Source organism: Aurantimicrobium sp. (genome assembly GCF_036667855.1).
Classification (GTDB): Bacteria; Actinomycetota; Actinomycetes; order Actinomycetales; family Microbacteriaceae; genus Aurantimicrobium.
Genome location: NZ_JAVWTF010000021.1, coordinates 1 through 24,674, shown reverse-complemented (window position 1 = coordinate 24,674; position 24,674 = coordinate 1). Strand labels below are relative to the sequence as shown.

23 protein-coding genes are annotated in these 24,674 nt (G+C 55.7%); 11 read left to right on the top strand and 12 right to left on the bottom strand.

The window, feature by feature from the left end:
* Positions 1-16: 16 nt before the first annotated feature.
* Positions 17-1,441, bottom strand: coding sequence for a phosphomannomutase/phosphoglucomutase (locus RR877_RS05905; protein WP_332550814.1), 1,425 nt, complete (start codon positions 1,439-1,441; stop codon positions 17-19).
* Positions 1,422-1,640 carry a DUF3499 family protein gene (locus tag RR877_RS05900; protein WP_332550813.1) on the bottom strand — a complete coding sequence of 73 codons (219 nt, stop codon included), beginning with the start codon at positions 1,638-1,640 and terminating at the stop codon, positions 1,422-1,424. The genes RR877_RS05905 and RR877_RS05900 overlap by 20 nt, the downstream gene beginning before the upstream one ends.
* Positions 1,641-1,674: 34 nt before the next feature.
* On the opposite strand from RR877_RS05900, the gene RR877_RS05895 reads away from it, so the two are divergent.
* The gene (locus RR877_RS05895) at positions 1,675-2,109 is read left to right on the top strand and encodes a metallopeptidase family protein (protein WP_110232890.1); all 435 of its coding nucleotides are present in this window, start codon (positions 1,675-1,677) and stop codon (positions 2,107-2,109) included.
* 6 nt (positions 2,110-2,115) lie between these two features.
* Here RR877_RS05895 and RR877_RS05890 read toward each other — a convergent pair whose 3' ends face one another.
* The 4 genes from RR877_RS05890 to manA all read right to left on the bottom strand — a co-directional run bounded on the left by RR877_RS05890 (position 2,116) and on the right by manA (position 8,202).
* Positions 2,116-3,612 carry a DUF5719 family protein gene (locus RR877_RS05890; protein WP_332550812.1) on the bottom strand — a complete coding sequence of 499 codons (1,497 nt, stop codon included), beginning with the start codon at positions 3,610-3,612 and terminating at the stop codon, positions 2,116-2,118.
* Positions 3,596-6,493 (bottom strand): glycosyltransferase, encoded by a 2,898-nt coding sequence (locus RR877_RS05885; protein WP_332550811.1) that lies wholly within the window; start codon positions 6,491-6,493, stop codon positions 3,596-3,598. Before RR877_RS05885 ends, RR877_RS05890 begins: the two co-directional genes overlap by 17 nt.
* A gap of 80 nt (positions 6,494-6,573) precedes the next feature.
* Positions 6,574-6,897 carry a WhiB family transcriptional regulator gene (locus RR877_RS05880; RefSeq protein ID WP_110232887.1) on the bottom strand — a complete coding sequence of 108 codons (324 nt, stop codon included), beginning with the start codon at positions 6,895-6,897 and terminating at the stop codon, positions 6,574-6,576.
* 144 nt (positions 6,898-7,041) lie between these two features.
* On the bottom strand, positions 7,042-8,202 hold the full coding sequence (manA, locus tag RR877_RS05875) for a mannose-6-phosphate isomerase, class I (RefSeq protein WP_332618820.1): 1,161 nt from the start codon (positions 8,200-8,202) through the stop codon (positions 7,042-7,044).
* A gap of 21 nt (positions 8,203-8,223) precedes the next feature.
* Between manA and RR877_RS05870 the strand changes: the two genes are divergently transcribed.
* Genes RR877_RS05870 through RR877_RS05855 form a run of 4 tightly spaced genes read left to right on the top strand, consistent with a single transcriptional unit; the run spans position 8,224 to position 13,109 of the window.
* Positions 8,224-9,402 (top strand): acyl-CoA dehydrogenase family protein, encoded by a 1,179-nt coding sequence (locus tag RR877_RS05870; RefSeq protein WP_332550809.1) that lies wholly within the window; start codon positions 8,224-8,226, stop codon positions 9,400-9,402.
* Positions 9,403-9,411: 9 nt separating this feature from the next.
* Positions 9,412-10,716, top strand: coding sequence for an O-antigen ligase family protein (locus tag RR877_RS05865; RefSeq protein ID WP_332550808.1), 1,305 nt, complete (start codon positions 9,412-9,414; stop codon positions 10,714-10,716).
* A gap of 9 nt (positions 10,717-10,725) precedes the next feature.
* Complete coding sequence (locus RR877_RS05860) at positions 10,726-11,997, top strand: O-antigen ligase family protein (RefSeq protein WP_332550807.1); 1,272 nt, start codon at positions 10,726-10,728, stop codon at positions 11,995-11,997.
* Entirely contained in the window at positions 11,994-13,109 is a 1,116-nt protein-coding gene (locus tag RR877_RS05855) for a glycosyltransferase family 1 protein (protein ID WP_332550806.1), read from the top strand. Before RR877_RS05860 ends, RR877_RS05855 begins: the two co-directional genes overlap by 4 nt.
* On the opposite strand, the gene RR877_RS05850 is transcribed toward RR877_RS05855, so the two are convergent.
* From RR877_RS05850 to RR877_RS05840, 3 genes are read right to left on the bottom strand one after another with little or no spacing between them, the layout of a single operon-like run.
* Complete coding sequence (locus tag RR877_RS05850; protein ID WP_332627797.1) at positions 13,099-14,475, bottom strand: LCP family protein; 1,377 nt, start codon at positions 14,473-14,475, stop codon at positions 13,099-13,101. The two genes, RR877_RS05855 and RR877_RS05850, sit on opposite strands and share 11 nt — an antisense overlap.
* On the bottom strand, positions 14,472-14,972 hold the full coding sequence (gene purE / locus RR877_RS05845) for a 5-(carboxyamino)imidazole ribonucleotide mutase (RefSeq protein WP_332550804.1): 501 nt from the start codon (positions 14,970-14,972) through the stop codon (positions 14,472-14,474). Before purE ends, RR877_RS05850 begins: the two co-directional genes overlap by 4 nt.
* 16 nt (positions 14,973-14,988) lie before the next feature.
* Complete coding sequence (locus tag RR877_RS05840) at positions 14,989-16,116, bottom strand: 5-(carboxyamino)imidazole ribonucleotide synthase (protein ID WP_332550803.1); 1,128 nt, start codon at positions 16,114-16,116, stop codon at positions 14,989-14,991.
* Positions 16,117-16,171: 55 nt separating this feature from the next.
* Between RR877_RS05840 and RR877_RS05835 the strand changes: the two genes are divergently transcribed.
* Together RR877_RS05835 and RR877_RS05830 are read left to right on the top strand one after the other, a co-directional pair.
* Positions 16,172-16,648: a GtrA family protein gene (locus RR877_RS05835; protein WP_332618808.1), complete on the top strand. Its 477-nt coding sequence runs from the start codon at positions 16,172-16,174 to the stop codon at positions 16,646-16,648.
* A complete protein-coding gene (locus RR877_RS05830; RefSeq protein WP_110232880.1) occupies positions 16,645-17,400 on the top strand; it encodes a polyprenol monophosphomannose synthase in 756 nt (251 codons plus the stop codon). Before RR877_RS05835 ends, RR877_RS05830 begins: the two co-directional genes overlap by 4 nt.
* A 19-nt stretch (positions 17,401-17,419) precedes the next feature.
* Here RR877_RS05830 and RR877_RS05825 read toward each other — a convergent pair whose 3' ends face one another.
* A complete protein-coding gene (locus tag RR877_RS05825) occupies positions 17,420-17,959 on the bottom strand; it encodes a PH domain-containing protein (RefSeq protein ID WP_332550801.1) in 540 nt (179 codons plus the stop codon).
* 58 nt (positions 17,960-18,017) lie between these two features.
* Complete coding sequence (locus RR877_RS05820) at positions 18,018-18,827, bottom strand: biotin--[acetyl-CoA-carboxylase] ligase (protein WP_332550800.1); 810 nt, start codon at positions 18,825-18,827, stop codon at positions 18,018-18,020.
* Positions 18,828-18,883: 56 nt separating this feature from the next.
* Here RR877_RS05820 and RR877_RS05815 point away from each other — a divergent pair, with 56 nt between their 5' ends.
* Complete coding sequence (locus RR877_RS05815) at positions 18,884-20,503, top strand: acyl-CoA carboxylase subunit beta (protein WP_280806076.1); 1,620 nt, start codon at positions 18,884-18,886, stop codon at positions 20,501-20,503.
* Entirely contained in the window at positions 20,500-20,715 is a 216-nt protein-coding gene (locus RR877_RS05810) for a hypothetical protein (RefSeq protein WP_332550799.1), read from the top strand. The genes RR877_RS05815 and RR877_RS05810 overlap by 4 nt, the downstream gene beginning before the upstream one ends.
* A 16-nt stretch (positions 20,716-20,731) precedes the next feature.
* On the opposite strand, the gene RR877_RS05805 is transcribed toward RR877_RS05810, so the two are convergent.
* Positions 20,732-22,033 (bottom strand): TRAM domain-containing protein, encoded by a 1,302-nt coding sequence (locus tag RR877_RS05805; RefSeq protein WP_332618807.1) that lies wholly within the window; start codon positions 22,031-22,033, stop codon positions 20,732-20,734.
* Positions 22,034-22,066: 33 nt separating this feature from the next.
* Between RR877_RS05805 and RR877_RS05800 the strand changes: the two genes are divergently transcribed.
* Both RR877_RS05800 and RR877_RS05795 read left to right on the top strand, forming a co-directional pair.
* Complete coding sequence (locus RR877_RS05800; RefSeq protein ID WP_332550797.1) at positions 22,067-22,693, top strand: Maf family protein; 627 nt, start codon at positions 22,067-22,069, stop codon at positions 22,691-22,693.
* Positions 22,694-22,779: 86 nt separating this feature from the next.
* A complete protein-coding gene (locus tag RR877_RS05795) occupies positions 22,780-24,555 on the top strand; it encodes a biotin carboxylase N-terminal domain-containing protein (protein WP_280805503.1) in 1,776 nt (591 codons plus the stop codon).
* The last annotated feature ends 119 nt before the right edge of the window (positions 24,556-24,674 follow it).

Sequence of the window (24,674 nt, the reverse complement as noted above, 5' to 3'; positions counted from 1 at the left end):
ATAACGCTGCAGTCAGCTATGCGCGGATGAGGGCGAGTACTTCGTCTCGGATGGCAGACATGGTCTGCTCATCCGCGGCTTCCACGTTTAAGCGCAGTAGAGGCTCAGTGTTGGAAGGGCGAACCGAGAACCACCAGAAAGCTTCTTCTTCTGCGGTGTTCCCGGTGATAGTCATGCCATCTAGGGCATCTTCCGAGCCGCGCGAAGCGAAAGCGTCGCGCACGCGCTGCGTGGCAGCCTTCACGTCGCTCACGGTGGAGTTGATCTCTCCACTGCTGGCGTAGGGCATGAACTCTGCCGCAAAGGCAGAGAGGGACTTGGGCTGGTGGCCAAACTCTGCGAGCACGTGCATGGCGGCCAGCATGCCATTGTCAGCACCCCAGAAGTTGCTGAAGTAGTAGTGAGCAGAGTGCTCACCTCCGAAAACAGCACCGGTCGCAGCCATCTGGTCCTTGATGAGAGAGTGACCCACGCGGGTGCGGACTGGCGTAGCCCCCGCACCGGCGATGGTCTCTTTCACGATGTTGGAAGAGATGAGGTTGTGAATAACAAAGATTTCTTTATCTGGTGTCGCTGCCTTGGCGCGGGCAATCTCTCGCAGGGCCACAATTGCCGACACTGCAGAAGGAGTGACAGGTGCACCTTTCTCGTCGATGACGAAGCAGCGGTCAGCGTCACCGTCGAATGCGAGACCAAGGTCAGCTCCGTGCTCAACAACAGCCTTTTGCAGGTCCACCAAGTTCTTGGGCTCGAGTGGGTTTGCTTCGTGGTTCGGGAAGTTGCCATCCAGTTCGAAATACATCGGAATGATCTCAATGGGCAAAGCTGAAAGCCCTGCTGCTGTTCCGAGAACCGCAGGCACAGTCATTCCACCCATACCGTTACCCGCATCAACAACAACGCGGATGGGCTTGATACCCGAAAGATCAACCAGCGAGCGCAAGTAACCGGCGTAGTCAGCCAGAACATCCACCTCGCGGTAAGAACCGGGGGTGGCCACTGTTTCGAGGCCGTTCTCGAGGTAGTCACAAGCGCGGTCACGAATGGCAGCGAGGCCGGTGTCCAGGCTGATTCCTTGAGCACCAGCTCGAGAGAACTTGATGCCGTTATAGGCAGCTGGGTTGTGGCTTGCCGTGAACATAGCGGCGGGTGCATTCCACGAACCCGAAGCGAAATAGGTCTCGTCGGTTGAGCACAGACCCAGGTTCACAACATTTGCACCACGTGCCTGAGCACCGCGGGCAAAGGCAGCAGCAAAGCCGGGAGAAGAGTCACGCATGTCATGACCGACCACGACCTCTGAACCAGCGCCGTTGATCTCATCGATGAAGCCGGCTGCGAGTGCTTCGACCATCTGTTCGGTGAGTTGTTCACCCACGAGGCCACGGACGTCATAGGCCTTAACAATGGAACGAAGGCTTTCAGTTGCTTGAGTGTTCATTAGATAAGTCTAAATGGCGCATCTCGTTCCAGCCCTGAGGCGCAGTGAAACCCAGTGCATGCTTTCGGCATAAATCATGAGCTGCTGATTCAGGTTCTGGAGACAGAGGCCCAATCACCGCGAGCTTGTCGTCGTAGTCATAGGTCAGCGTGAACAGCGCAGGCTGCTTGCAGCGACCTTTGGTGCAGACACGTTCCATGCTTTTCAGGTTAGCGCGGAGGTAGCATGGGCGCATGGACAGCACATTTCCCAGCACGGTTCCTAACCGTGGTCTTAGCCGTGATCGTCACGGCCGGGGAATGCGTGGACCGGTCACCGGTCCACACCTGCCTCAGCTTCGTGGCCGCTATGAAACCTTCATGCTCACCATTGCTCACACGGTGGACTACTTGCGCAGCATGTGGGCAGAAGAGTTAGCTGACGTGCACTTCGACGTGGCACCAACTCCCCCACGAGTGGAGGTCAACGGCGTAGTGGAACGCTGGAAAGTTGATCACGAACGTAGACGCATAGTTCTCTATCGCGTGCCTATCCAACGCATGAGCAAACTCCACAAAGACGACCCACTTCATCGCCAGATGATGATTGAAAGCGTTGTCTTTAGAGCAGTTGCAGAACTGCTCGGTAAAGACCCCTGGGATCTAGGACCTGAGCGTTTACGCCCCTAAAGGCTTCTAGCGAGGGTAGACAGTGATGCTGGAGCCCAGCACATTGGCAGGATTCAAGGCGATAGCCGAACCAATGCCTGAACCGCTGAAGGTCAGTCCGCCCACAAGACCCTCGACGCCCTTGACGTTGTATTTGGTATCTGCACTCAGTGGTGAGGTCACCATCTCACCTGCTTTCACCTTCAAAGTGATGTCCTTCTGACCCTGAGCAGACAATGTGATGTCAGCGGTTCTGTTGGCGGGGTTATAGAACGTCACCGTCGGTGCAGGTCCGGCTGGCACGGGAACCAGGATCTGGTCAGTGAGGAAACTGCTTGAGCTCAACCAGGTGAAGTCACCACCGGTTTCGGCAGCTGCCGGAACAACGGGTGCCGCAGGGTCCACGGGTGCTGCCGGAGTGGTCGTTCCCGTGTCAGCTCCTTGGACGGTGCGAATGCCTGCAACAAGTGGCTCTTGCGAAGTCAAGATCACGGTGTAGGTACCATCCTTGATGCCTGCCAGTGGAAGCTGGGTGACCTTCTTTGCTGGAAGGTTGGCGGAATACTCAATCTTCTTTCCTGTGCTGGAGAGCAGCGTCACGTTGACTTTGCTGTCCTTCTCACCCGGGATAAGGACACGAATGGTGGGCTCGAGGTCACTGACAACGTTGCCCACTTCGGAGCGATCGTGTTCAGCCTGACCCGCAACAAAAACACCAGGAATGATCTGCTGGGTTGCCAAGCCTGAACCGGGTGCAACCCATTCCACGCCCGAGGGAGCCAGGGTACGGGTGACGGATTGCTGCAGGTTGGCAAGAACCTGACCACCATTGCTCATCACGCGAACAACAGGTGCAATGGCATCGGGGGCATATCCAGCTAGAGAGACGATGCGCTGTTCACCGGACATCACAATGATGCCCTCGGTGGTCACCGCATCGATGTATCCCTTTTCGGAGAAGACTTCGAGCGTCACCGTCGCGGTCACATCTGTCGGGTTGGAGAGTGTGACGAGCGTTGTGCGACCAATTTCAGTCGAGCCGCCCACAAGCCACAAATCGTTCGCAGGCTCGGTGCACGCCGCTGCTGCTAAACCGGAGAGCGCCTCGGTAGCGGCTACTTCCGTTTGGTTTCCAGCCAACAATGGTGCAGATTCTGCATCTGCTCCGGGTGGAACGGTAATGACCTTGGGCGCAGCCGACAGTGCGTCGTTTTGGTTATCTGGCGCTTCGAGCCAGAAGTTATCGAAGTTCTTTTCGCTGGATTCTTCTGAGTACTGTGCTTGACCCGTTGAGTAGAACGAGATGTCTTCAGCGCCCTGAGAGATCACTTCAACCAGTGGTCCTGGGCATACGCGCTGTTGAATAGCGGGAACCGGAGCGATGCTCAGTGAGGGGGCTGTACCCACAAACTCAGGAAGCGGCAGCGTCACCAATGCAGCAATACCGAGAGCAACAGCACCAGCACTGACAAGGCCGGTGACGCCTGTCACGCCGGCGCGGATGACCTTAGTTGTTTTCGACATCTTGATCACCTGCCAGTGGGTCAATATTGGCCAGTTCGTCATCGCTTTCGATGAGTCCGGGGAGGTAACGCTTGGGGCGCGCATCAGGCATCACAGCACCGGTGGGAATAGCGAGGAGCAAAGTCAAGATAATGACCAGTGCCTGCACGGATGCGATCAAGATGCGCCAGGGTTCAATCGGCAGAGCCGATTGAAGTGGCGTCATCGCAGCTGGGTCATATCCGGGGAAACGCCAGAGCAAACCGGCATCTGTCTTTCCCACAATCTCAACACCTGCGTTGGCATCTAGGGTTGCCTTGACACGAGCTGACATCGACTGAGCCTGAGGAGACACCTTCTCGCCAACCTCGGCAAGAGAGGGTGTCAGCACCACAAAGGAGATTCCCAAAGACTTAAGTTCCTCTGTGGAGTCATTACCGCTGACCGAGGCCAAGTTACTCACCGTGTTGGCCAGGATCTGTTCCTGCGGAGCAAAGCCAGCGCCAGTAGTGACGAACGTCGAGGTGCCTTCCAGTGTCATGCCAGTTCCGCGCACGAGCACAGCACCAAGACCACCATCTGGCTGTGGTGTGAGCACGAGGGTGCCCACCTGTGGATCAATAGCGGCCTGTGCAACAACATAGGCAGGAAGGGTTTCACCGTTACCGGCAACAACTTTAGAGTTCCCCAGGCTTGATGCTGCAAGTGCGGGAAGTGCAAGCAGGGTTACAGCGGCAATACCAGCCACGGCGGGATAGAACGAGAAGCGTCGCAGGATGGATGCTCCTGTACCGGCGGCAACCATGAGACCCAGCCACGCCAAGCTGAGGCCATTGCCGGGCCAGACGGCAACGGGTTCACCACCGTTGAAGGAGACGAACAAACCTGACGCAAATACAGCGGTGACAATACCGAGGACCATCACCAACACAGCAAGCTGTGCACGGATGGGGTATTGCGAGAACAAACCGACGAAGGCAAGTGCCACCAGGACACCAACCAAGATGGCTACCCACACACTGGCGACGGGGTTAGCCCAGGGCAAGAATCCTGCTGCCTGGAGCCAACCACCGAGACCCTCGGTGGGGAAGCCCAGTGCGAGCTGCCAGTGCGGTGCCGTTGCACTTGCAATGGCAGGACCTGGATCTGAAGCCAAACCAAACAGATTCAGACCGAAGACCTGAATCACCACAATTGGAGCCACCAGTGCAGCGGCAGGAATGGGGATAGCCAAGAAGCGTGGGACGTAGCGACCTGTGAGGAGCAGCGTGCCAATCCAAACCACGAGGAGTGCGGGAGTCAGTGACGGAGCACAGGACACGATCGCTGCGAAGAGCAGCGCGGTTGTGGCCGAGGCAGACCAGGAACGAGCTGCACGGATGCCTGCAAAGAAGAGGAAGGGAAGGAGGATATGGGCGATGACGGCAGCAGGGCGACCTTCAGTTAGTGCTCCCAAAAGAGCAGGGCTCAATCCATAGCCCAAACCGATGAAGGCACGAATACCCGCACGCTGCGTCAATCGGGCCGCCAGGAGCCATGCTCCTAAGCCAGCCAGCGGCATAGCCATGAACCACAACAAGACGAGTGAGAAGCTGGGCTGCCAGAAGGTCAACGTTCCAAGCAACGCGACAACGCCGGCAAAGCCGTCTGCAGGTCCCACCACGCTGAAGGCACCATCACGCCAACCCCAGAGAGTCTGTGCCCACATATCGGAAACAGATGATCCGAGGGGAAGCAGTGCTCCACCGGAGAGTGCATTGGCACCCACCAAAGTGGAGAATCCACCAACAGACAGGAACGCCAAGATCAGAACAACCCACGCACCACCACTGGAGAAGAAATGCAGTGGCTTCTTCTCGCCGTGAACGCGCAATTGAATGGCTTCACGGGCAAGTGATTCTCGGCGACGAACATCCGCCCGTGAAACTCGAAGGGACGCAATCGAGCTCCACGAGGCCACACGGGTTGACTTGAGGAGTTTGCGTGCGCGGCCAACCGAACCACCCGAGAAGGCAGCTGAGAGTGCAGCACGGAATTCACCCGAAACAGCACCTGGACGCTTGGCCAAGAGTTGACCCAGTGAACGCATAACAGCTGAAGGCAGCAAACCCAACCAATGCCAGAACAGGGCACCACTGTTGGAATACACCAGACGGCGATACAGCTCTGCCGAACGGTACTGACGTGCACGCTTCTTGCGCGCGCGGTAGCTATCAGTTCCAACCGGTCCAATGACACCATCACCGGCACTCATGACGCGAGCGGTGGGAACGACCGAGACACGGTGGCCAGCTAGACGTGCACGGACACAGAAATCGAGAGAGTCGTCCACGACGCGGAGATGGTGATCAAAACCAGCTAATTCTTCCCAGATCTGCTGGCGCACGAGCATGCCGTTCGCGCCCACACCCATCACGTCAGAGACGAGATCGTGCTGTGCCTGGTCGAGTTCGTCCACGACGAGAGAAATAGTGCGACCACCCTGGGCCATGGTCAAGCCATATTCGCGAATGTAGTCGGGACGGTCCCAGTCCATCTGCTTGGGGCCCACAACAGCAACCGAAGGAGATACTTCCAGGGCACCGACAAGCTCTGCCAATGCGGTGGGTTCAGGAGCACTGTCTTGAGCTAAGAACCACAGGTACTCATCAGGCCCAGAAACCGCGGGGAATGCCCGGGCGGCCACGTCGAGAGCTTCTCCGAAGCTGAGACGACCGCCTCCGGTCAAGACCTGGGCTGCACCGAAAGCTTGGAGCTGCGCAGCAGCGTTGTTCTTTGATGAATTGTCGACAGCAAGGACGATGTCTGGTCGTCTGGTTTGCTTCGACAGGGCGTCGAGGGTTCGCGCGAGGTGCTCGCCACCCTGACGGGCAACGATGATCGCAGTGACTCTCGTTTTCATCCTTGCCAGCCTAGGCAGGAGATGCCAAAAACCCGCCCAATTGGGCGGGCGTGGCTAGGAAAGGAGGTGGTTCTCCTCGACTATGCGCGGCGGCGAAGCTTGCGACGTTCGCGCTCGCTCAGTCCACCCCAGATGCCGAAACGCTCGTCGTTGGAGAGGGCGTATTCGAGGCATTCGCTGCGAACTTCGCAGGAGGTGCAAATCTTCTTAGCGTCGCGAGTGGAGCCACCCTTTTCAGGGAAGAAGGACTCTGGGTCAGTCTGTGCACAGAGTGCATCTGCCTGCCATGCGAGGGGGTTGTCGTCAACATCAATGTTGCGAGAAGAAGGGGTTCCTGGAACTCCCAATCGAACTGGATCTACAAACCAATTCTCTGGAACGCTTGCGCGATATTCCGGTGCCATAAAGAACTCCCACCCCGGTGTCTTACGCACGCCACCATGGCGTGCTCTAAGTAATTACACCGTTGTCATTCGTTTACGTCAAGTCGAGATTTGAAAACTTTGAAGACGCGCTGGAGACTTTGCGAACAAATAGGTGTTTATCCCCTAAAGGGCGATGAAGAGTTCACCCGCACCGGAGAACGAAATAGCCTGTTCTTCCGCGGAAATAAAGGCATTTTCGCCTTGGGAAAGCTCCAGCGAGGATTCAGCGCCCCGTAATGTCACATTTCCTGACGTGCACGTAACAATTGCGTGACGAGTGAGCGAAAGGGTGTCAGAATCACTCGTTTTCGAAGAAACCTCAACATGCGCCAGGACAAAGTCCGGAACATCAGGGACGAACAGGTCGATGCCTGGAGCCACATTTCTTGGTTCCAAAATGGGCACCGGAACAACCTTGTCGCTCACGACGGAAAGCAGTTCGGGAACATCCACGTGCTTCGAGGTGAGTCCCCCACGCAACACATTGTCGCTCGCTGCCATGAGTTCAATACCGAGACCACGGATGTAGGCGTGGATATTGCCCGCTGGCAAATACAGCGCCTGGCCCTGAGCCAGCGTCACTCTGTTCAGCAGCAAAGCAACAACGATTCCTGGATCACCGGGGTAATCTTCAGCCAACTCGATCAGAAGTGAATCCTTCACGAGCTTGCCGGCTAGCGAGATCTCCGCAACCAGTGCCGCCGCGTTGTCACCGGTCAGCGCCCAATCCAGCGCCCAGCGAATGGAACCTTCACCACGCTGGGCTAGTTGGGTAGTGAATTCTGCGAGCGCCGACGTGGGAGCACAAGCCTGGGCGTTAGCTGCACCCAAGCTCTCGAGCTCTGAAATTGTCTGCTCAACATCTCTGAAACCACACAGAGCTTCGAAGGCGTCGCTGAGCGCATAGATCAGTTCAGGCTTGTGGGCGTCGTCTCGGTAGTTGCGGTTTGGGGCATCTAGGGCAATGCCTGCGGCATTTTCCCGGGCGAAACCTTCACGCGCCTGCTTAGGTGAGGGATGCGCCTGGATAGACAGCGGGTGTGCTGCGGCAAGTACCTTGAGCAAATACGGCAGTGGTTGCTCACCACCTGCTGCGAGGTAGTCAGCAATCGTGGCAGATCCACCCGCGTGTACAGGGTCCACGATCTGTGTGGGTGAACCGGGATGAGTACCTAACCAGAGTTCTGCTTCGGGTTTTCCCGTAGGAGCCTTGCCGCGCAGTTCTGCAATATCGGTTAGTGAACCCCAGGCATAATCTCGGGGGGTGTTATCGACACGAATCATCACGAGGATTAGCCTAGCCACATGACCTTTGAGAGCCTACCAAGCGACTTCTTCCACCTTGAGGCGAGTCTGTCTCCAGTTGAACTCGACAAGTTGATGGAACTGCGTTCCTATCTCGAGACTGAGATCAAGCCTGTGATCAATGATCACTGGGACCGTGCTGAGTTCCCCAAGACACTCGTCAAGGGTCTTGCCGACACGAAGTTGATTGGCATGGCATGGCCTGAAACGCAGCCTTTTGAGACCACTGCAGTCTTCCGCGGGTGGGTCGCACTTGAACTTGCACGGATTGATGCCAGCGTTGCAACCTATGTCGGAGTGCAGAACGGCCTAGCCATGGGTTCTGTCGGCGTCTGTGGCTCCGATGATCAGCGTGCTTATTGGCTTCCCAAAATGCACTCGGGAGAAATTGTGGGCTCCTTTGGTTTGACCGAACCACTCTCCGGTTCCGACTCTGCACAGGGCCTCCGCACAACGGCCACCCGCGACGGGGATGACTGGATTATCAATGGCTCCAAGCGCTGGATTGGTAATGCCACGTGGGCAGATATCTGTGTGGTCTGGGCTAAGGACACTGCAGATGGTCAGGTCAAGGGCTTCATTGTTCCAACAGACACCCAGGGTTATGTCGCCACCAAGATTGAACGTAAGCAATCTCTTCGTGTTGTTCAGAACGCCGACATCACGCTGACGGACGTGCGTGTTCCCGAAGCAAACCGTCTGCAGAAAGCCAACAGCTTTGCCGACACCGCAACCGTGTTACGACTCACCCGCGCTGAGGTTGCCTGGGCAGCTGTCGGTATCGCCGTGGGCGCTTATGAAGCTGCACTGGCGTATGCCAAGGAACGGATCCAGTTTGGTAAGTCCATTGCCTCACACCAGATGGTGCAGGACTTGCTTGTGAAGAGCCTGGGCAACATCACCTCGAGCCTCTCCCTCGTTCTAGAAACCTCCCGCATGCAAGACGCCGGAAAGATGAAAGACGAGCACGCAGCACTCGCCAAGGCTGTTGCTACAGCACGTATGCGTGAGTCTGTTGCATGGTGTCGAGAGATCTTGGGCGGTAACGGAATCGTGCTCGATTACGACGTGGCGCGCTTCTTTGCCGATGCTGAAGCGATCTACAGCTACGAGGGGACCAGAGAGATGAACACCCTCATTGTGGGCAGGGCCATCACAGGTCACGCCGCATTCGTCTAGCCTTGATACATGCCCGCCAAAGAATATAGAAAAGCGAAGACCGGCCTTGCCGTAGTCACGCTGTTCATGCTCTTTGCCGGTGAGGCAATTCGCAACCTGCTCGGTTGGGAAATCTTCATGGGTATGGGCGTGCTCATCACCGCGATTTATATCGTGGTCATCATTCGTGCACGCCATCTCATTCACTGGCGCAGCATTCCTTTCTGGCTTGCCTTCTTTGCGCTTTTTGCAGTGGCTTCGGTCGCGTGGGCATACTCCCCTGCCAACACGGCACTCACGTTGTGGCCCTTCATTGAGGTCACCATCGGCGGTGTGGGTATTGCCCTGACTTTGCCCTGGAATGACTTCATTCGTGCACTGGGTACAACACTGCGCTGGATCCTTGCAGCGTCGTTGTTGTTTGAACTGTGGGTCAGTTTCTTCGTTGGTCACGCCATCTACCCGGTCTTTATCGACACCTCCGGCGAGAAGGTTCCTGCCGTTTATCAGTGGAGTCGCAACCTCCTCCTCGAGGGCGGCCCCATTCAAGGCGTTGTGGGAAACCGCAACCAACTGGGTTTCATCGCCGTCATTGCTCTGATTGTGTTCAGCATCCAGCTAGCCCAGAAAACAGTCTGGCGTAATTGGGGAACAGTCTGGATTGTCATTACCGTCGCAATTATTGGCCTCACTCGTTCAGCTACCGACCTCATTGCATTACTTGCCGTTGCTGTAGTTGCCTTGTTTGCACTCTGGTTGCGTGCACATCTGGCTTCACAGCGCCGACCTGTTTACCTCACCATGCTGGGGCTAGGAGTAGCAGGCATCGTGACTGTTTCTGTTGCGCGTGAGCAGATACTTTCCCTGCTGGGCAAAGGTTCTGACCTGACCGGTCGCACAGACATTTGGGCAGCAGTCACTGCTCTGGCAGAACAACGCCCTGTCTTCGGCTGGGGTTGGCTGAGCCCCTGGGTACCCTGGCTCGAACCCTTCAATAACCTCGCCGTGCGTTCTGGAGTGCACTACCTCCAAGCGCACAATGTGTGGATAGATGTCTGGATGCAGCTCGGTTACGTCGGCGTGATTGCTCTGGGAATCGCCATATTTTCGTTGCTTTCCCGCTCCTGGTTCATTGCCGTTGATCGTCCTCAGTGGGACCTCGTAGAGACACGTCCCTACAGCCCCAGTTCACTATTGCCTTTGCTCGTGACCGTGGCACTGTTGACTCAGAGCTTCTCTGAAAGCCAGTTAGTTGTTCAATCCGGGTGGGCACTCGTGGTGATTTTTTCGCTGACCGTGATGGTTCCCACTCGTATAACTAAAGCACTGAGCTAAGACCGCGCCATGAGCCCAACAACTTTAACCGTCGCAGAAGGGGCCTACGCTTTCTTCTCTCATGCCCGCTTTGCTCGGGCCATGAGCGTTGTTGTCATCGCTACAGCTTTGGGCACACACCTTCTGCGTTCCCTCTCAGGAACCGCAGGGCTTACTGCCATCGTTGCCACAGAGTTGGTTCTGTGTTTACTGATGTTGATAGCTCGCCGTCGCGTAGTGCGCTGGAATGCATTCCTCCCTATTTCGCTGACTGTCTTTCTGGTGTGGTGTGCGGTCAGTTACTTCTGGTCCTACTATCCGAAAGCCAGTCTTGTTGGAATTGCATCTCAAATCAGCTTCACTTTACTTGCACTGGCAGTTTCTTCTACACGCGACACAATTCAGATCATTCGCGCAACTGGTGACGTACTTCGCATCTTTCTCGCCACCTCAATTACTCTTGAGATTTTTGCTGGTGTGCTCATTGACGGACCAATAAATTTCCTCGGGATTAGAGGTAACTTAATTTCTGGTCAAGGAATACAAGGAGTTTTTGGGACCCGAAACATTTTTGTTCTAGTTTCACTAATCGCTTTGATAACCTTTTTTGTCGAGTGGCGGACAAAAAGCGTTTCTATACAAGTTTATTCCTGGTCCATGATGGGTTCGGCTCTGTGTGTATTTCTTGCCGCATCACCTGTCGGTTATATAGCGGGAATAGCCTTGATGATTATCGCTCTATTTTTATTTGCTCTTAGGGCGATGAAGCCTGCCAACCGTCGAAAAAGTGAGATTGTATTCGTATCTCTTTTGGGGCTTTCGATCATAATCATCTGGGCATTTCGATGGCGTTTCCTCGAGGCGATTAGTTCTAATGACCTACTAAAGTACAGGCTCACTTTGTGGGAAGAAGAGCTGCGCTTGGCAGCAATGAAACCAATAGAGGGGTGGGGTTGGGTTGGACTTTGGCCTTTGAAAACCCAGCCTTTCACCGTACTCAATAGTACAAGTGGGACCAAGCATCTGTCTGGGCTTAATTCATTTCTGGATGCTTGGCTACAGACGGGATTTATTGGACTTACTTTAATTTGCCTAGCCCTATTAATGGCATTCTTGGTCTTGTGGAAAAAAGCAGTTGTCTCCTCAGAGTTTTCTTCCATTTGGCCAGCATTGATTATCGTTACATTAATCACGACCAGTTTTGCAGAGAGTTTTATGCTTACCGAATTCGGATGGTTTCTTTTATGTATCTGTATTTCGATTGCTAGCAGGTATCGATCTATCCGGAGTTTCTCGTCTTGAAGTACCTCAACTTTGTCCTTGAACAACTCGGGACAACAACCCCCGGAGGAATCGGAAGATATTCCCGAGAACTCTTTTTGGCAATGACTGATTGTGTCCCCGACAATTGGGAACTTCGTGGACAACTGCCCCACAAACTCCTTTCAGAACAAGTTGGACTTCCTCGCCAAGCTGAGCATTTTGTGTTCAACAGAAAAAGCCCATTTTCTTCGAGGATAACTGCGCAATTGTGGGCACACGGATTAAGCCTTGGTTCACAGTTGGGCAATCTTCACGCTCCAAGCCTTCTTGCTCCTATCCGGAAGAGCTCAAAAACGACTGGTTCGGTTGTCACAATTCATGACAGCGTGCCGTGGACAAACCCAGAGACCCTGACGCAACATGGGGTTCGATGGCATACACAAATGCTCAATCGTGCATACAAATACGCCGACGCGGTCATCACTCCGTCAAATGCTGTGAAGAACGAACTAGATGAGCAATTCAACTTCGGTGATCGAGTTTTTGTCGTTCCCGGGGCACCATCTTTTGATTCCGAGCGAATTGAGACATTTGATTTAGTAAATTATTTACCTACTGAATTTTTCCTGATTGTTGGCACTTTAGAGCCTCGCAAAGGTATCTTGCACGCAATAAAGGCTACTTCTGTCAGTCGAACACTTCCACTCGTTCACATCGGCCCTCTGGGTTGGGGAAACGTAGATGTGGATAATTTTCTCCGAGAAAATAACATCCCAAAAGAAATGTTTATCAGTTTAGGCTTCTTGCCTGAACATCAACTTCCTGAAATCTACAGAAGAGCAACTGCTCTGATAATGCCCAGTCAAAATGAAGGATTTGGACTACCACTGCTAGAAGCTATGTCACAAGGAACTCCAGCTATCACCAGTAATGTTGCAGCTCTTATTGAAGTTGCAGGAAATAGTTCTTTGATTGCGGATGTCAACAGTCCAGATTTCATTTTGGAATTAGCAAATCATATGTCGAAGATTCAATCTGATGAGAACCTCAGAAGTACACTAAGCCAGGCAGCGGTAAAGAAAAGTAGTGAATATTCGTGGCGCAAAAGCGCAGAGCTTGCCTGGCAGCTTCATGAAAAACTTATGGGGTAGCTGCCTGCGTAGGCGGGTGAATAACTAGTTCTAAATAGTTTTGGATGCCCGAGTAATCGGGATACTCAGTATCAACAGGGTAAGGCTCAATGTAAGGCGTGAGCTCAATATGGTTTATAGGGAGTTCCTTTGTCTTGAGACCTAGGCTGACAAAGTAACCCAACATAGATTGTGGAATATCTGTCTTTACGACTTGAGTTCCAGCTGATGCAATTTCCTGGAATTTTGACAAAACATTAGCTGGATTCATCTGACGAAGAAGTGACTCTTGAACTTGTTGTTGTCGCTTCATTCGGTCGTAATCGCCGGTGCCGTTCCAACGTGACCGCATGTATTCCATTGCCAACCAACCGTCCATATGTTGATTGCCAATTTCAACCCATCGCTCAACTTCATCCTCTGGAACGTCAGGAGTAGCAATTGCAATTCTCTCTTGCACATCAATTTCGACCCCCCCAAGTGCATCAATAAGGTTCAGTAATCCTTGCATATCAATCAGGACGTAGTACTGAATGTCCAGGCCGGTAATGGCCTCTGCAGCATCCCGCATGGCTTCGATTCCCGGTGAGCTCCCTTCAGCTGCGGCATTGGGATAGAGGTCAGGGTGGTCATTTTCGGCAGCAACATAGACCGTGTTCAAACATGCCCAACGAGTGCAGTATTCACCGGTTTCTTGGGTGTATCCGTTCGGATACACCGAATACATCGGTGAGTCTTCATTGAACGGAATGGCCTGTAGGTCACGAGGCATACCGATGATTGTTGCCTGACCAGTCTCTGCATTGACGCTAACAACCTGTGCGGTGTCAGGACGTAAACCTGCGCGATCTTCACCTGCGTCACCACCGAGAAGCAAGAAGTTGTATTGGCCATCCACGGGCGGTTCGCTGGGGCCGGCAACAAAGATTTTGCCGAGGGCGTTGTTGAGACTTCCAGTCAGGGTTGCAGCATAGGCAGCCCCGCCTGAAATGAAGAGCATCGCAACAACAGTGACACTGGCAACCCACCATCTCGCGCGAGGTCCAGTCTTGACGACACGGATAAGTCGAAGAGTGTCCAGGGTGAGAATGGCCCACAGTGCGGCATAGACGTAGAGCGCAATCTGCCCCACAAGCAACGTGGGTCCCCACGTTGCGAGGAAGAAGACAGCAGTAGGCCAGAGCAGCCCGATAAGGAATGTGAGCAGAAGAAAGCCCACGAGAACAAGAGTAGCTCCTAAGCCAATCTTGCCCAGTCGCTTGTTCCCAGCTAACGCCTGCACCGAGCCCGGCAGCACGAAGTTGAGTACAACCAACCACCAGGCGCGGGTGGTCATGACCTTCTGCGAACTGGTGTCGGGATACCTCAGTGGGCTGGTCTGGCTCATAACTGAGACTTGAGAGCCTTGTTCTTCTCTTCAACCAGATCGGCCAGGCTGGAAGCATACGCTTCTACAGCCTTGAGCAGGTCTGGGTTACTGGTGGCAAGAATCTTGACGGCCAGCAGCGCCGCATTGGTGGCGCCACCGATAGACACGGTGGCAACAGGAACACCCGCAGGCATCTGCACAATCGACAGCAGTGAATCCATGCCGTCGAGCTTGGCCAAAGGTACAGGAACTCCCACAACAGGAAGGGGAGTCACACTGGCGAGCATGCCGGGCAGGTGCGCAGCACCACCGGCACCGGCGATGATGACCTTCAGGCCGCGGCCTGCAGCTGCCTTACCAAAGGCAATCATTTTCTCTGGGGTGCGGTGCGCAGAGAGCACCTCAACCTCGAACGGGATGCCAAAGTCGCCCAGCACGTTGGCGGCAGAACTCATGACAGTCCAGTCAGAGTCAGATCCCATTACAACGGCGACGAGTGGTTGCGTTTCAGCCATTGTTCAAGGCTAGGGCTCAGACCTGAAAGAATCCTGCTGCGCCACGCGCCTGATAAGCAACCTCGGGCAGATCATCTCCGGAGGCGTTGACGTGGCCAACCTTACGACCCGGACGTGGTTCCTTGCCATAAGTGTGGATTTTCACGGTGGGGTGCTCTGCCATCGCGTGTGGGAAGGGCGAGAGCATGTCACCAGATGCGGGGCCTCCCAAGATGTTTACCATCACGGTAAACGGAGCAGTCAGGCCGGTAGCACCCAGTGGCAGGTCGAGCACAGCACGCAAGTGCTGCTCGAACTGGCTGGTGGTGCTGCCGTCTTGGGTCCAGTGTCCAGAGTTGTGGGGACGCATCGCGAGTTCGTTCACCAAGATGCGGTCATCGGTGGTCTCAAAAAGTTCCACGGCCATCACACCGGTGACGTCGAGTTCTGCGGCGATTTGGGTGGCAATCGAGCCAGCCATGTCGGCAATCTTTCCCTGTGAGTGTGGGGCGGGGGCAATCACTTCGCTGCAGACACCGTCTGCCTGGATGCTTTCGACCACAGGCCACAGTGCCATCTCGCCACTAGGGCGACGGGCAATCAGTTGGGAGAGTTCACGGCGGAACTCGACGAATTCTTCAAGCAGAAGTGATTCACCGGGCTGAAGAAGTTCTAACCAGTCGGCAACCTCTGCAGCGCTGGTGATGACGCGAACACCCTTACCGTCATAGCCTCCACGAGCCGTCTTGGCCACAGCTCGGCCACCCCATTCAGTGAGGAAGTCGGTGACGTGTTCAGCTGTTGATGCCTGCGTCCACCCCGGAACAGGAATACCGAGATCACCTAAACGCTGGCGCATGCGCAGCTTGTCTTGAGCAAACTCAAGAGCGTGAGGACCTGGCTGCACGGAATAGCCACGCTTAATCAGCTCTGCCAACACATGGGCAGGAACGTGTTCGTGATCGAAAGTAATGACGTCGCAATCCGCTGCGAAAGCGAGCACCGTTTCGACGTCGGTGTAGTCGCCAACCTGTGATGCGGCGATCTGCGCCGAAGAGCCTTCGTTCTCAGCAAGCACTCGGATATCTAGGCCTAGATTAATTGCAGGGGGCACCATCATGCGGGCCAATTGGCCGCCACCTATAACGCCAACTACAGTTGTCAACGGCTCATCTTTCACGTGATTGAACGGGTTTGAGAGTGCACTTACGGGGAGAAACATGACCACATCGGAGCGAGTGATCGCAACCGAGCCCTCCCCGAGCCTGTTTACTCGCTTGCGAAGAGGCCTGTTGGGCTACTTCGTCAAGTTCGGACTGGTCGGATTAGTCGGACTCGTCGTCGACGTTTCACTCTTTAATCTACTCTCCCTGTCTGGCCCCGGCTGGTGGGCGGAGCCTCTGACGGCCAAGTTCATGAGCACTTCGGTGGCCATCGTGGTCAACTGGCTGGGCAACCGCTACTGGACTTTCCGCCGCGATAAGCGCTCAGATGTTGTCCGCGAACTCATTGAGTTCGTCTTGGCATCTGTTGCCGGCATGCTCGTGACCTTGGCCACCTTGTGGTTCACCCACTATGTATTGGGCTTTGATTCTTTGCTGGCAGATAACGTCTCTGCCAACATCATTGGCTTAGGTCTGGGAACCCTGGTTCGCTTTGCGCTCTATCGCTGGTGGGTGTGGAGCGCGAAGCGATGAGCACCGTCGTCATCATTCCCACCTATAACGAACTCGAGACCTTGCCCGAGGCAGTGAAGGCCGTTCGCATCGCTGTTCCCGACGCAAACATCCTCATCGTGGATGACAACAGCCCCGATGGCACGGGAGCCAAGGCGGATGCTTTGGCCAGTGCTGATCCCTTCGTGCACGTTCTTCACCGCACCGAAAAAACAGGACTCGGCGATGCCTACCTCGCTGGCTTTGCCTGGGCACTTGAACACGGATTTGAGATCATCGTCGAGATGGATGCCGATGGCTCCCACCCAGCTAGCCGTCTCGGTGCACTCATCGGTGCTGTCTCTGCACCCACCGTTCCTGGTGCGCACTACCCCGGCTTGGCTATTGGTTCACGCTGGGTCACAGGTGGCTCTGTCGTGAACTGGCCTGCGCACCGCTTGTTCCTCAGCCGCGGCGCAAATGCCTATGCTCGCATTGCACTGGGAATCAATGTGAAAGATTCCACCGCAGGGTTCCGCGCATTCCGCGCGGAGGTCCTGCGCGGAATCCACCTCGAAGAAGTGAACTCGCACGGCTACTGCTTCCAGATTGATCTGACCCTGCGCGTGCTCGACGCCGGATACACCGTTGTGGAGCTTCCCATCGAGTTTAAGGAACGTGAAACCGGTGAATCCAAGATGAGTAAGAACATCGTGGTTGAGGCGATGAAGTCCGTCACTGCGTGGGGATGGCAGCGCCGTTTCGGCAAGAAGAACTCCACGAGCTCTTCGTAATCAGCTCAAGCACTCGGTTCTAATACTCGTTCGTCCAGCGCTGGTCATCACGACGCAGCTGAGCAGACAGCGGAGCTTGTGAATCAACGAGCTCGGAGAGCGCGGAAAGAACCAGGTTTGCCTTGGGCAAATCAAAGAGACGAATCGGTGCTTCTGCGCCGGTGTTGAGAAGAAGGTCGCCAGCACCAAAAACTGCCTGCACAGCGTTCTGACGCACCGTCACATCGTGGATGCGACCATAGAGCACTTCTTGCTTCGTGCGAGTCATGATGCCCCGATAAATAATCACGCGTCGGGTGGTGATGATGACGCGGTTACCCAACCAGGTCACCAGAGGGAATACCCACAGCACAATCACGAGCAGTGCACTGAGCAGCCAGAACACGAGGTTCATCCAGAGCTCGGGGAAGCCTTCAGAAAAGAAACCCCACGCGGTTGCCACACCAATCAGCGCCAGGGAGGGCATGAACAGAACGCGACCGTGGCGACGAAGTCGCACGACGACGGGTTCTGCTGCTTCCGTGGGCGCAGGCTCATAGGCAACAGTGGGGTTAGACATTAGGTCAATTATTGTCGGCGGGAGAACACCAACCCTGGTGACGCGCTGGGATAGTGGGCTAGATCACGCGCAAGTGAGTGACATCTCCGGCAGAGACCACCAGAGGCTCAGCACAGTTACTCATCTCCACGATGAGGGAGCCGTTTTCACTTAGGCCTATCGCGGTTCCAACGGGGCTTTCGCCCGAGGGAAGTTCCACGCGCACTGATTTCCCAATCGTGTTACACAGCTCGGTGACCTGGTCGAGCAATCCTGAGCTGCGCACATTGCCTGCAGCAGAGGTGAACACTCGGGTGATGCGTGCGAATTCAGTCAAGTACGCCGCCAGCACCCCATCGAGTGTGGTCTGTGCTCCTTCCAACACAAGCGAGGTTGCCGTGGGGACAGGAAGTTCTGCCTCGGCGAGCGCGATGTTCACACCCGTGCCCACAACAAGTGCCAGACCTTGGGGTGTGACAACAAGTTCACTGAGAACACCGCAGACTTTCTTCTCTCCGATGAGAACGTCGTTGGGCCACTTGATGGTGGCCTTCTTTCCCTCCGGCAGGACGCTGTTGCAGGCCCTGGCCATGGCGAGCCCTGCTAACAGCCCCATCCAGCTGAGGGACTCAGGGGGAAGGGGACGTCCTGCAGGAGTTTCTGGGCGCAGCAATACCGACACGGCCAAGGATGCTCCGGCAGGTGCGCTCCAATCGCGGCCAAGTCGCCCCTTACCTGCCACTTGGTTATCGGTGGCAACCACCGAGAAATCTGGCCATTCGGCACCCTCACTCGAGTTAACCGCCGCCACCAGATGGGTATTTGTGGAGCCCACTTCATCGAGCCAAAGCAAGCGTGAAGCAAGAGGTGCGCTGAGCGAAAGGTCCATAAGAACAGTTTGGCAGGTGTTTTTTGTAGGGAAGCTCTAACCCTTTTTCGATACCTATGGCAAGTAGAGTGAAAAGCGTGACTGAAAACGCGAAATCTATCGACCCCTTCACTACTGCTGGAAAGCTTGCCGATCTGAAGGCACGCTACAACGAAGCAGTTATTGAGAACGGTGCCAAGGCAGCTGAGAAGCAGCACGCCAAGGGCAAGATGACTGCCCGTGAGCGCATCGAAGAACTTCTCGACCCCGGTTCCTTTGTAGAGCTGGACGAATACGTGCGTCACCGCACTACCGCTTTTGGCATGGACAAGAACCGTCCCTACGGTGACGCTGTCGTCACCGGTACCGGAACAATTCACGGCCGCCAGGTTGCTGTTTACTCGCAGGACTTCACCGTGTTCGGTGGATCCTTGGGTGAAGTAGCCGGTGAAAAGATCATCAAGGTCATGGACCTCGCCATCAAGACGGGCGTGCCGATCCTGGGCATCCTGGACTCTGGTGGAGCACGTATCCAAGAGGGTGTTGTCGCCCTGGGTAAGTATGGAGAAATCTTCCGTCGCAACACCGCTGCTTCTGGTGTGATTCCTCAGATTTCCATCATTATGGGCCCTGCAGCCGGTGGTGCTGTGTACTCCCCCGCACTGACCGACTTCGTCATCATGGTGGACAAGACCAGCCACATGTTCGTGACCGGACCTGACGTGATCAAGACCGTCACCGGTGAAGAGGTGGGCTTCGAGGAGCTCGGTGGCGCACTGACCCACAACACCGTTTCTGGTGTTTCTCACTACCTCGCCGCAGACGAGAGTGATGCTCTCGATTATGCCCGCACGTTGGTCGGCTTCTTGCCCGATAACAACATGGCAGAGCTTCCCGTTTATGAGTCCGAGGTTGAACTCGAGATCACGGATGAGGACAAGAAGCTCAACACCCTCATTCCCGACAGCACCAACCAGCCTTACGACGTGCACGAAGTCATTCGCGGCATCGCAGACAACGGTGACTTCCTCGAAGTGCAGGCACTGTTTGCTCCTAACATCGTGGTCGGTTTCGCTCGCGTTGAAGGTCGCACTGTTGGTGTTGTCGCGAACCAGCCTTCACAGATGGCCGGAACGCTCAACATCGAAGCCGGTGAAAAGGCGTCCCGTTTCGTTCGTTTCTGTGACGCGTTCTCGATTCCCATCCTGACCCTGGTAGACGTTCCCGGATACCTTCCCGGAACCGACCAGGAATGGGCTGGTGTGATTCGTCGTGGCGCCAAGCTGCTCTACGCCTACTCCGAAGCAACCGTTCCCCTCGTGACCGTCATCACCCGCAAGGCGTATGGTGGCGCGTACATCGTGATGGGTTCCAAGCAGCTCGGTGCTGACATTAACCTTGCCTGGCCCACCGCTGAAATCGCGGTTATGGGTGGCCAGGGTGCCGTCAACATTCTCTACCGCGGTGAGATCAAGAAGGCTGAAGAATCAGGTGAAGACGTCAATGCCGTCCGCACCAAGCTCGCCAACGAATACACCTACAACGTGGCAAGCCCATTCCTCGCCGCAGAGCGTGGGGAGCTCGACGGTGTGATTGAGCCAGCACAGACCCGTGTTGCTGTGACCAAGGCACTGCGTGCCTTGCGCGGCAAGCGTGCGAGCCTGCCTCCCAAGAAGCACGGAAACATCCCACTGTGACGCTCGAGAATGTGCGCTTCCTCACTCAGGGCGTCAGCCCTGAGGAGAAGGCTGCTGTGTTTGCCGTCCTCGATGCTCAAATCGAAGAAGAGTCAGCGATTGAGCATGAGGTCCAAGGCGCAGGAATGAGTGCCTGGCAAAAGTCTCAGCGTGGTATCCGCGAAGACATCAAAGGCGGCTCTCGCCGCTTTGGCTGGGACTTCGGTAAGTAAGCCAAAAAAGTAAGTTCTAGTTCTTCACGAAGCGGGCAACCGCTTCGACGTGATGCGTGTTCGGGAACAGATCGAACGCACGCAATTCTTCGAGCTGGTAGCCACGCTCGGCGAACAGTGCCACGTCGCGCGCGAGCGCGACAGGGTCACACGCCACATACACCAGCTGCGCTGGTGAGAGCTCAGCGAGAGAGTTCACAACCTCTTTGCCGGCACCTGCACGTGGTGGGTCAAGCACAATCGTGGCTGCGGCATAGCGAGCCTTCTCCACGGCGTTGAGATCCCGGCGGACGCTGTCGAGGTAGCGGTCAACTCGTGCAGTCACCGCGCGTGCACCCACCCACTCAGCAAGGTTGTCGAGGGCATACTCGGTTGCCATCTCGTCTGACTCAACTGAAGTCATGCGCGTGGTTGAGCCGAAACGGTCACCCACAGCGGCAGCAAACAAGCCGACACCACCATATAGGTCATGGTTAGCGGCACGAGGATCAAAGAGGGCTTCGTCAATGACGGAGCTCACTGCTTCGGACAGCGTGGCGGCAGCGTGGCGGTGGACTTGCCAGAAGCCGCGCACGTCCACCTTGAACGCACGCTTGCCCACCTTCTCCGTGATGGGTTCGGGAGCAGGTCGCTTCTTGTTTTTGCCGTTGTCGATGTTGCCGGCAATTGCACGCGCTGAGTCGCCACTGGGGCCCACCAGATCAATGAAATCGATGCCAGGGATGCGCTTTCCGAACGGAGCGAGCTCGGCAATGCGCGACGCAGCAAGCGGAAGATCTTCCACCTCGATGATGTTATGGCTACGAGCGGCATAGGGGCCGACTTTCCCATCTGCATCGACGTGCAGGCGCACGCGTGTGCGCCAACCGGTGCCCTGGGATTCGTTGTCACCCTCGAGTGCTTCCACCTCAACGCGGCGCTCGATCTTGCCCATGCGGGCCAGGGAGTCTTCGAGGACAAATGCTTTGAGGTCACGCTGAGTAGCTAACTTGATGTGACCAAACTCGGCACCTCCGGCACGCTGTGCTGGATCACGGGTCACACTCGCTGCCGACCAGACGTGTTCTTGGCGATCAGCAGAAGGTGTTAACACCTCGACGGTGTCAGCACGCCAGAAACTTTTCTGTGACGCATCGGTAATCCGGGCAAGCACGCGCTCACCGGGAAGGGTGTCTGCTACGAAGATGACACGTCCCTCGTGACGGGCAACAAAAACACCACCGTGAGCGACATTGGTAATGTCGAGCTCACAGACTGTGCCCACAAACTCGGAACCTCGAGAGGTGGAAACAATTCGCTGTGTTTTACTCTGTGCCATAGTTCGAGCTTTCCATATTTGAAAGGCGTGTACGTGCGCTTCTATCTCGCATCCACCTCTCCTGCACGTTTAGCGACCCTGCGCAGCTCCGGAATTGAGCCTGTTGTCGTCCCCAGTGAGGTCGATGAAGACGCCGCTGTTGCCGCTGCCGAGGCAGCTGCAGGCGGCGCCCTCGCTCCAGCTGAGATGGTTCAACTCCTTGCCCAGGCCAAGGCTGAAGCGGTATTGAATTCCGAAATTGATGGTTTTGTTCTCGGCGGCGACTCGGCTTTTGTGCTCGATGGTGTGACTTATGGCAAACCCCACACTCCGGAGGTGGCACTGGAGCGCTGGCAGAAGCAACGCGGTCGTACCGGGCAGTTGTTTTCAGGCCACTGGATGATTGATCACCGTGGCGGTCAACTGAACTCTGCGGTAGGAGAGGTCACTGTTGCCGAGGTGACATTCTCTTCAGATATCTCTGATGCCGAGCTAGAGGCCTATATTTCCTCGGGAGAACCGCTCAAAGTGGCTGGTGCGTTCACGATTGATTCTCTGGGTGCTGCCTTTATTGACCGCATCGACGGTGACCCCTCGACTGTGGTCGGAGTCTCTGTTCCCGCACTTCGCCGGATGGCGAGCAAGCTGGACGTGTTCTGGCCTGAACTCTGGATCAAATAGGCGTTGTAGGCATCGTTCACGACTCGCGGACTTTTTTGTCGTAGATGCCCAACTGAAGAGGCCTCTGTCTTACTAGGCTGGGGACTATGTCCCGCATTACAAAGGTCCTCATTGCCAATCGTGGCGAGATCGCCGTTCGCATCATTCGTGCAGCCAGAGACTACGGAATTGGTTCCGTCGCCGTCTATGCCGATCAAGACATTAACGCCCTTCATGCCAAGCTCGCAGACGAGGCGTATGCACTGAACGGCACCACCAGTGCCGAGACCTACCTGGTCATCGACAAGATCTTGGCAGTTGCCCGCAAGTCCGGTGCGAATGCGGTTCACCCCGGCTATGGCTTCCTGGCTGAGAACGCTGACTTTGCCCGCAAGGTGCAGGCAGCTGGCCTGATTTGGATTGGCCCCAGCCCCGAAGCTATTGAACAGCTCGGTGACAAGGTTTCTGCTCGTCACGTAGCAGAGAAGGTGGGAGCTCCTCTCGCACCTGGAACCATCAACCCCGTCTCGGGTGCTGAAGAAGTTCTCGACTTCGTCGACATCCACGGTCTGCCCGTTGCCATCAAGGCAGCATTCGGTGGTGGTGGCCGTGGCCTCAAGGTTGCGCGCAATCGTGAAGAAGTTGCAGAGCTTTTCGAGTCCGCAACTCGTGAAGCAATTGCTGCTTTCGGTCGCGGTGAATGTTTCGTGGAGAAGTACCTGGATGAGCCCCGTCACGTGGAGACCCAGTGTCTCGCCGATGCTCACGGCAACGTCGTCGTGGTCTCAACCCGTGACTGCTCGCTACAGCGTCGTCACCAGAAGTTGGTTGAAGAAGCCCCTGCTCCCTTCCTCACCGAAGCGCAGACCACTGAGCTCTACCGGGCATCTAAGGCCATCCTCAAAGAGGTGGGTTACCTTGGTGCGGGCACGTGTGAATTCCTCATTGGTAAGGACGGAACTGTTTCCTTCCTCGAAGTGAACACCCGTCTCCAGGTTGAGCACCCCGTCTCTGAAGAAGTCACCGGAATTGACCTGGTGCGTGAGCAGTTCCGTATCGCCGAGGGTGGCGTACTGGATTACCCAGACCCCGTTGTGACGGGTCACTCTTTCGAGTTCCGTATCAACGGTGAAGATGGTGGGCGTAACTTCCTCCCTGCACCAGGTCCTGTGCACGTCTTCCGCGCTCCTGGTGGTCCTGGCGTTCGCGTGGACTCCGGTGTCACCGCAGGTGACGTCATCTCCGGATCGTTCGACTCTCTGTTGGCCAAGCTCATCGTGACTGGTGCAACCCGTGAAGAAGCTCTCGAGCGTTCACGTCGCGCTTTGGATGAGTTTGAGGTTGCTGGTCTTCCCACCGTGCTTCCCTTCCACCGCAAGATCGTGCGTGACCCTGCGTTCGCTCCCGAAGGTGACAAGCCATTCTCCGTTTATACCCGCTGGATCGAAACCGAGTTCAACAACGACATCGAGCCCTGGAGCGGTGAAGCTGAGGAAACTCCATCACTAGCGAAGCGTCAGCATGTCACCATTGAGGTGGATGACCGTCGCATCGAAGTTTCATTGCCCGCCAAGCTTCTCCGGGCAAACAATGCTGACCTCGCAACACAAGGTCCAGCTCCTGTGCGCAAGGTAGCCTCTCACGCAGTCGGTGGCGCCGGTGGCGCAACCGTCAAGGCTCCTATGCAGGCAACCGTCGTCAAGATTGCTGTCGAAGAGGGCCAGAAGGTCGTCAAGGGTGATCTGATCCTGGTTCTCGAAGCGATGAAAATGGAACAACCTGTGGAAGCTCACAAAGATGGCGTCATCTCGGGTATCAACGCCGAGGTCGGCCAGACTGTCTCCAACGGTCACGTTCTGCTCAACATCGACGACGCGGAATAGTTTCCAAACAACCACGCTTCACAACAAAGGCCCGCTGAGTATCTTGGGTTCTAATGGTCGTTGCAACACTCCATCTTTTTGGAGGTTGCAACGACCATGTCTTTTACCCCGCCACCCAC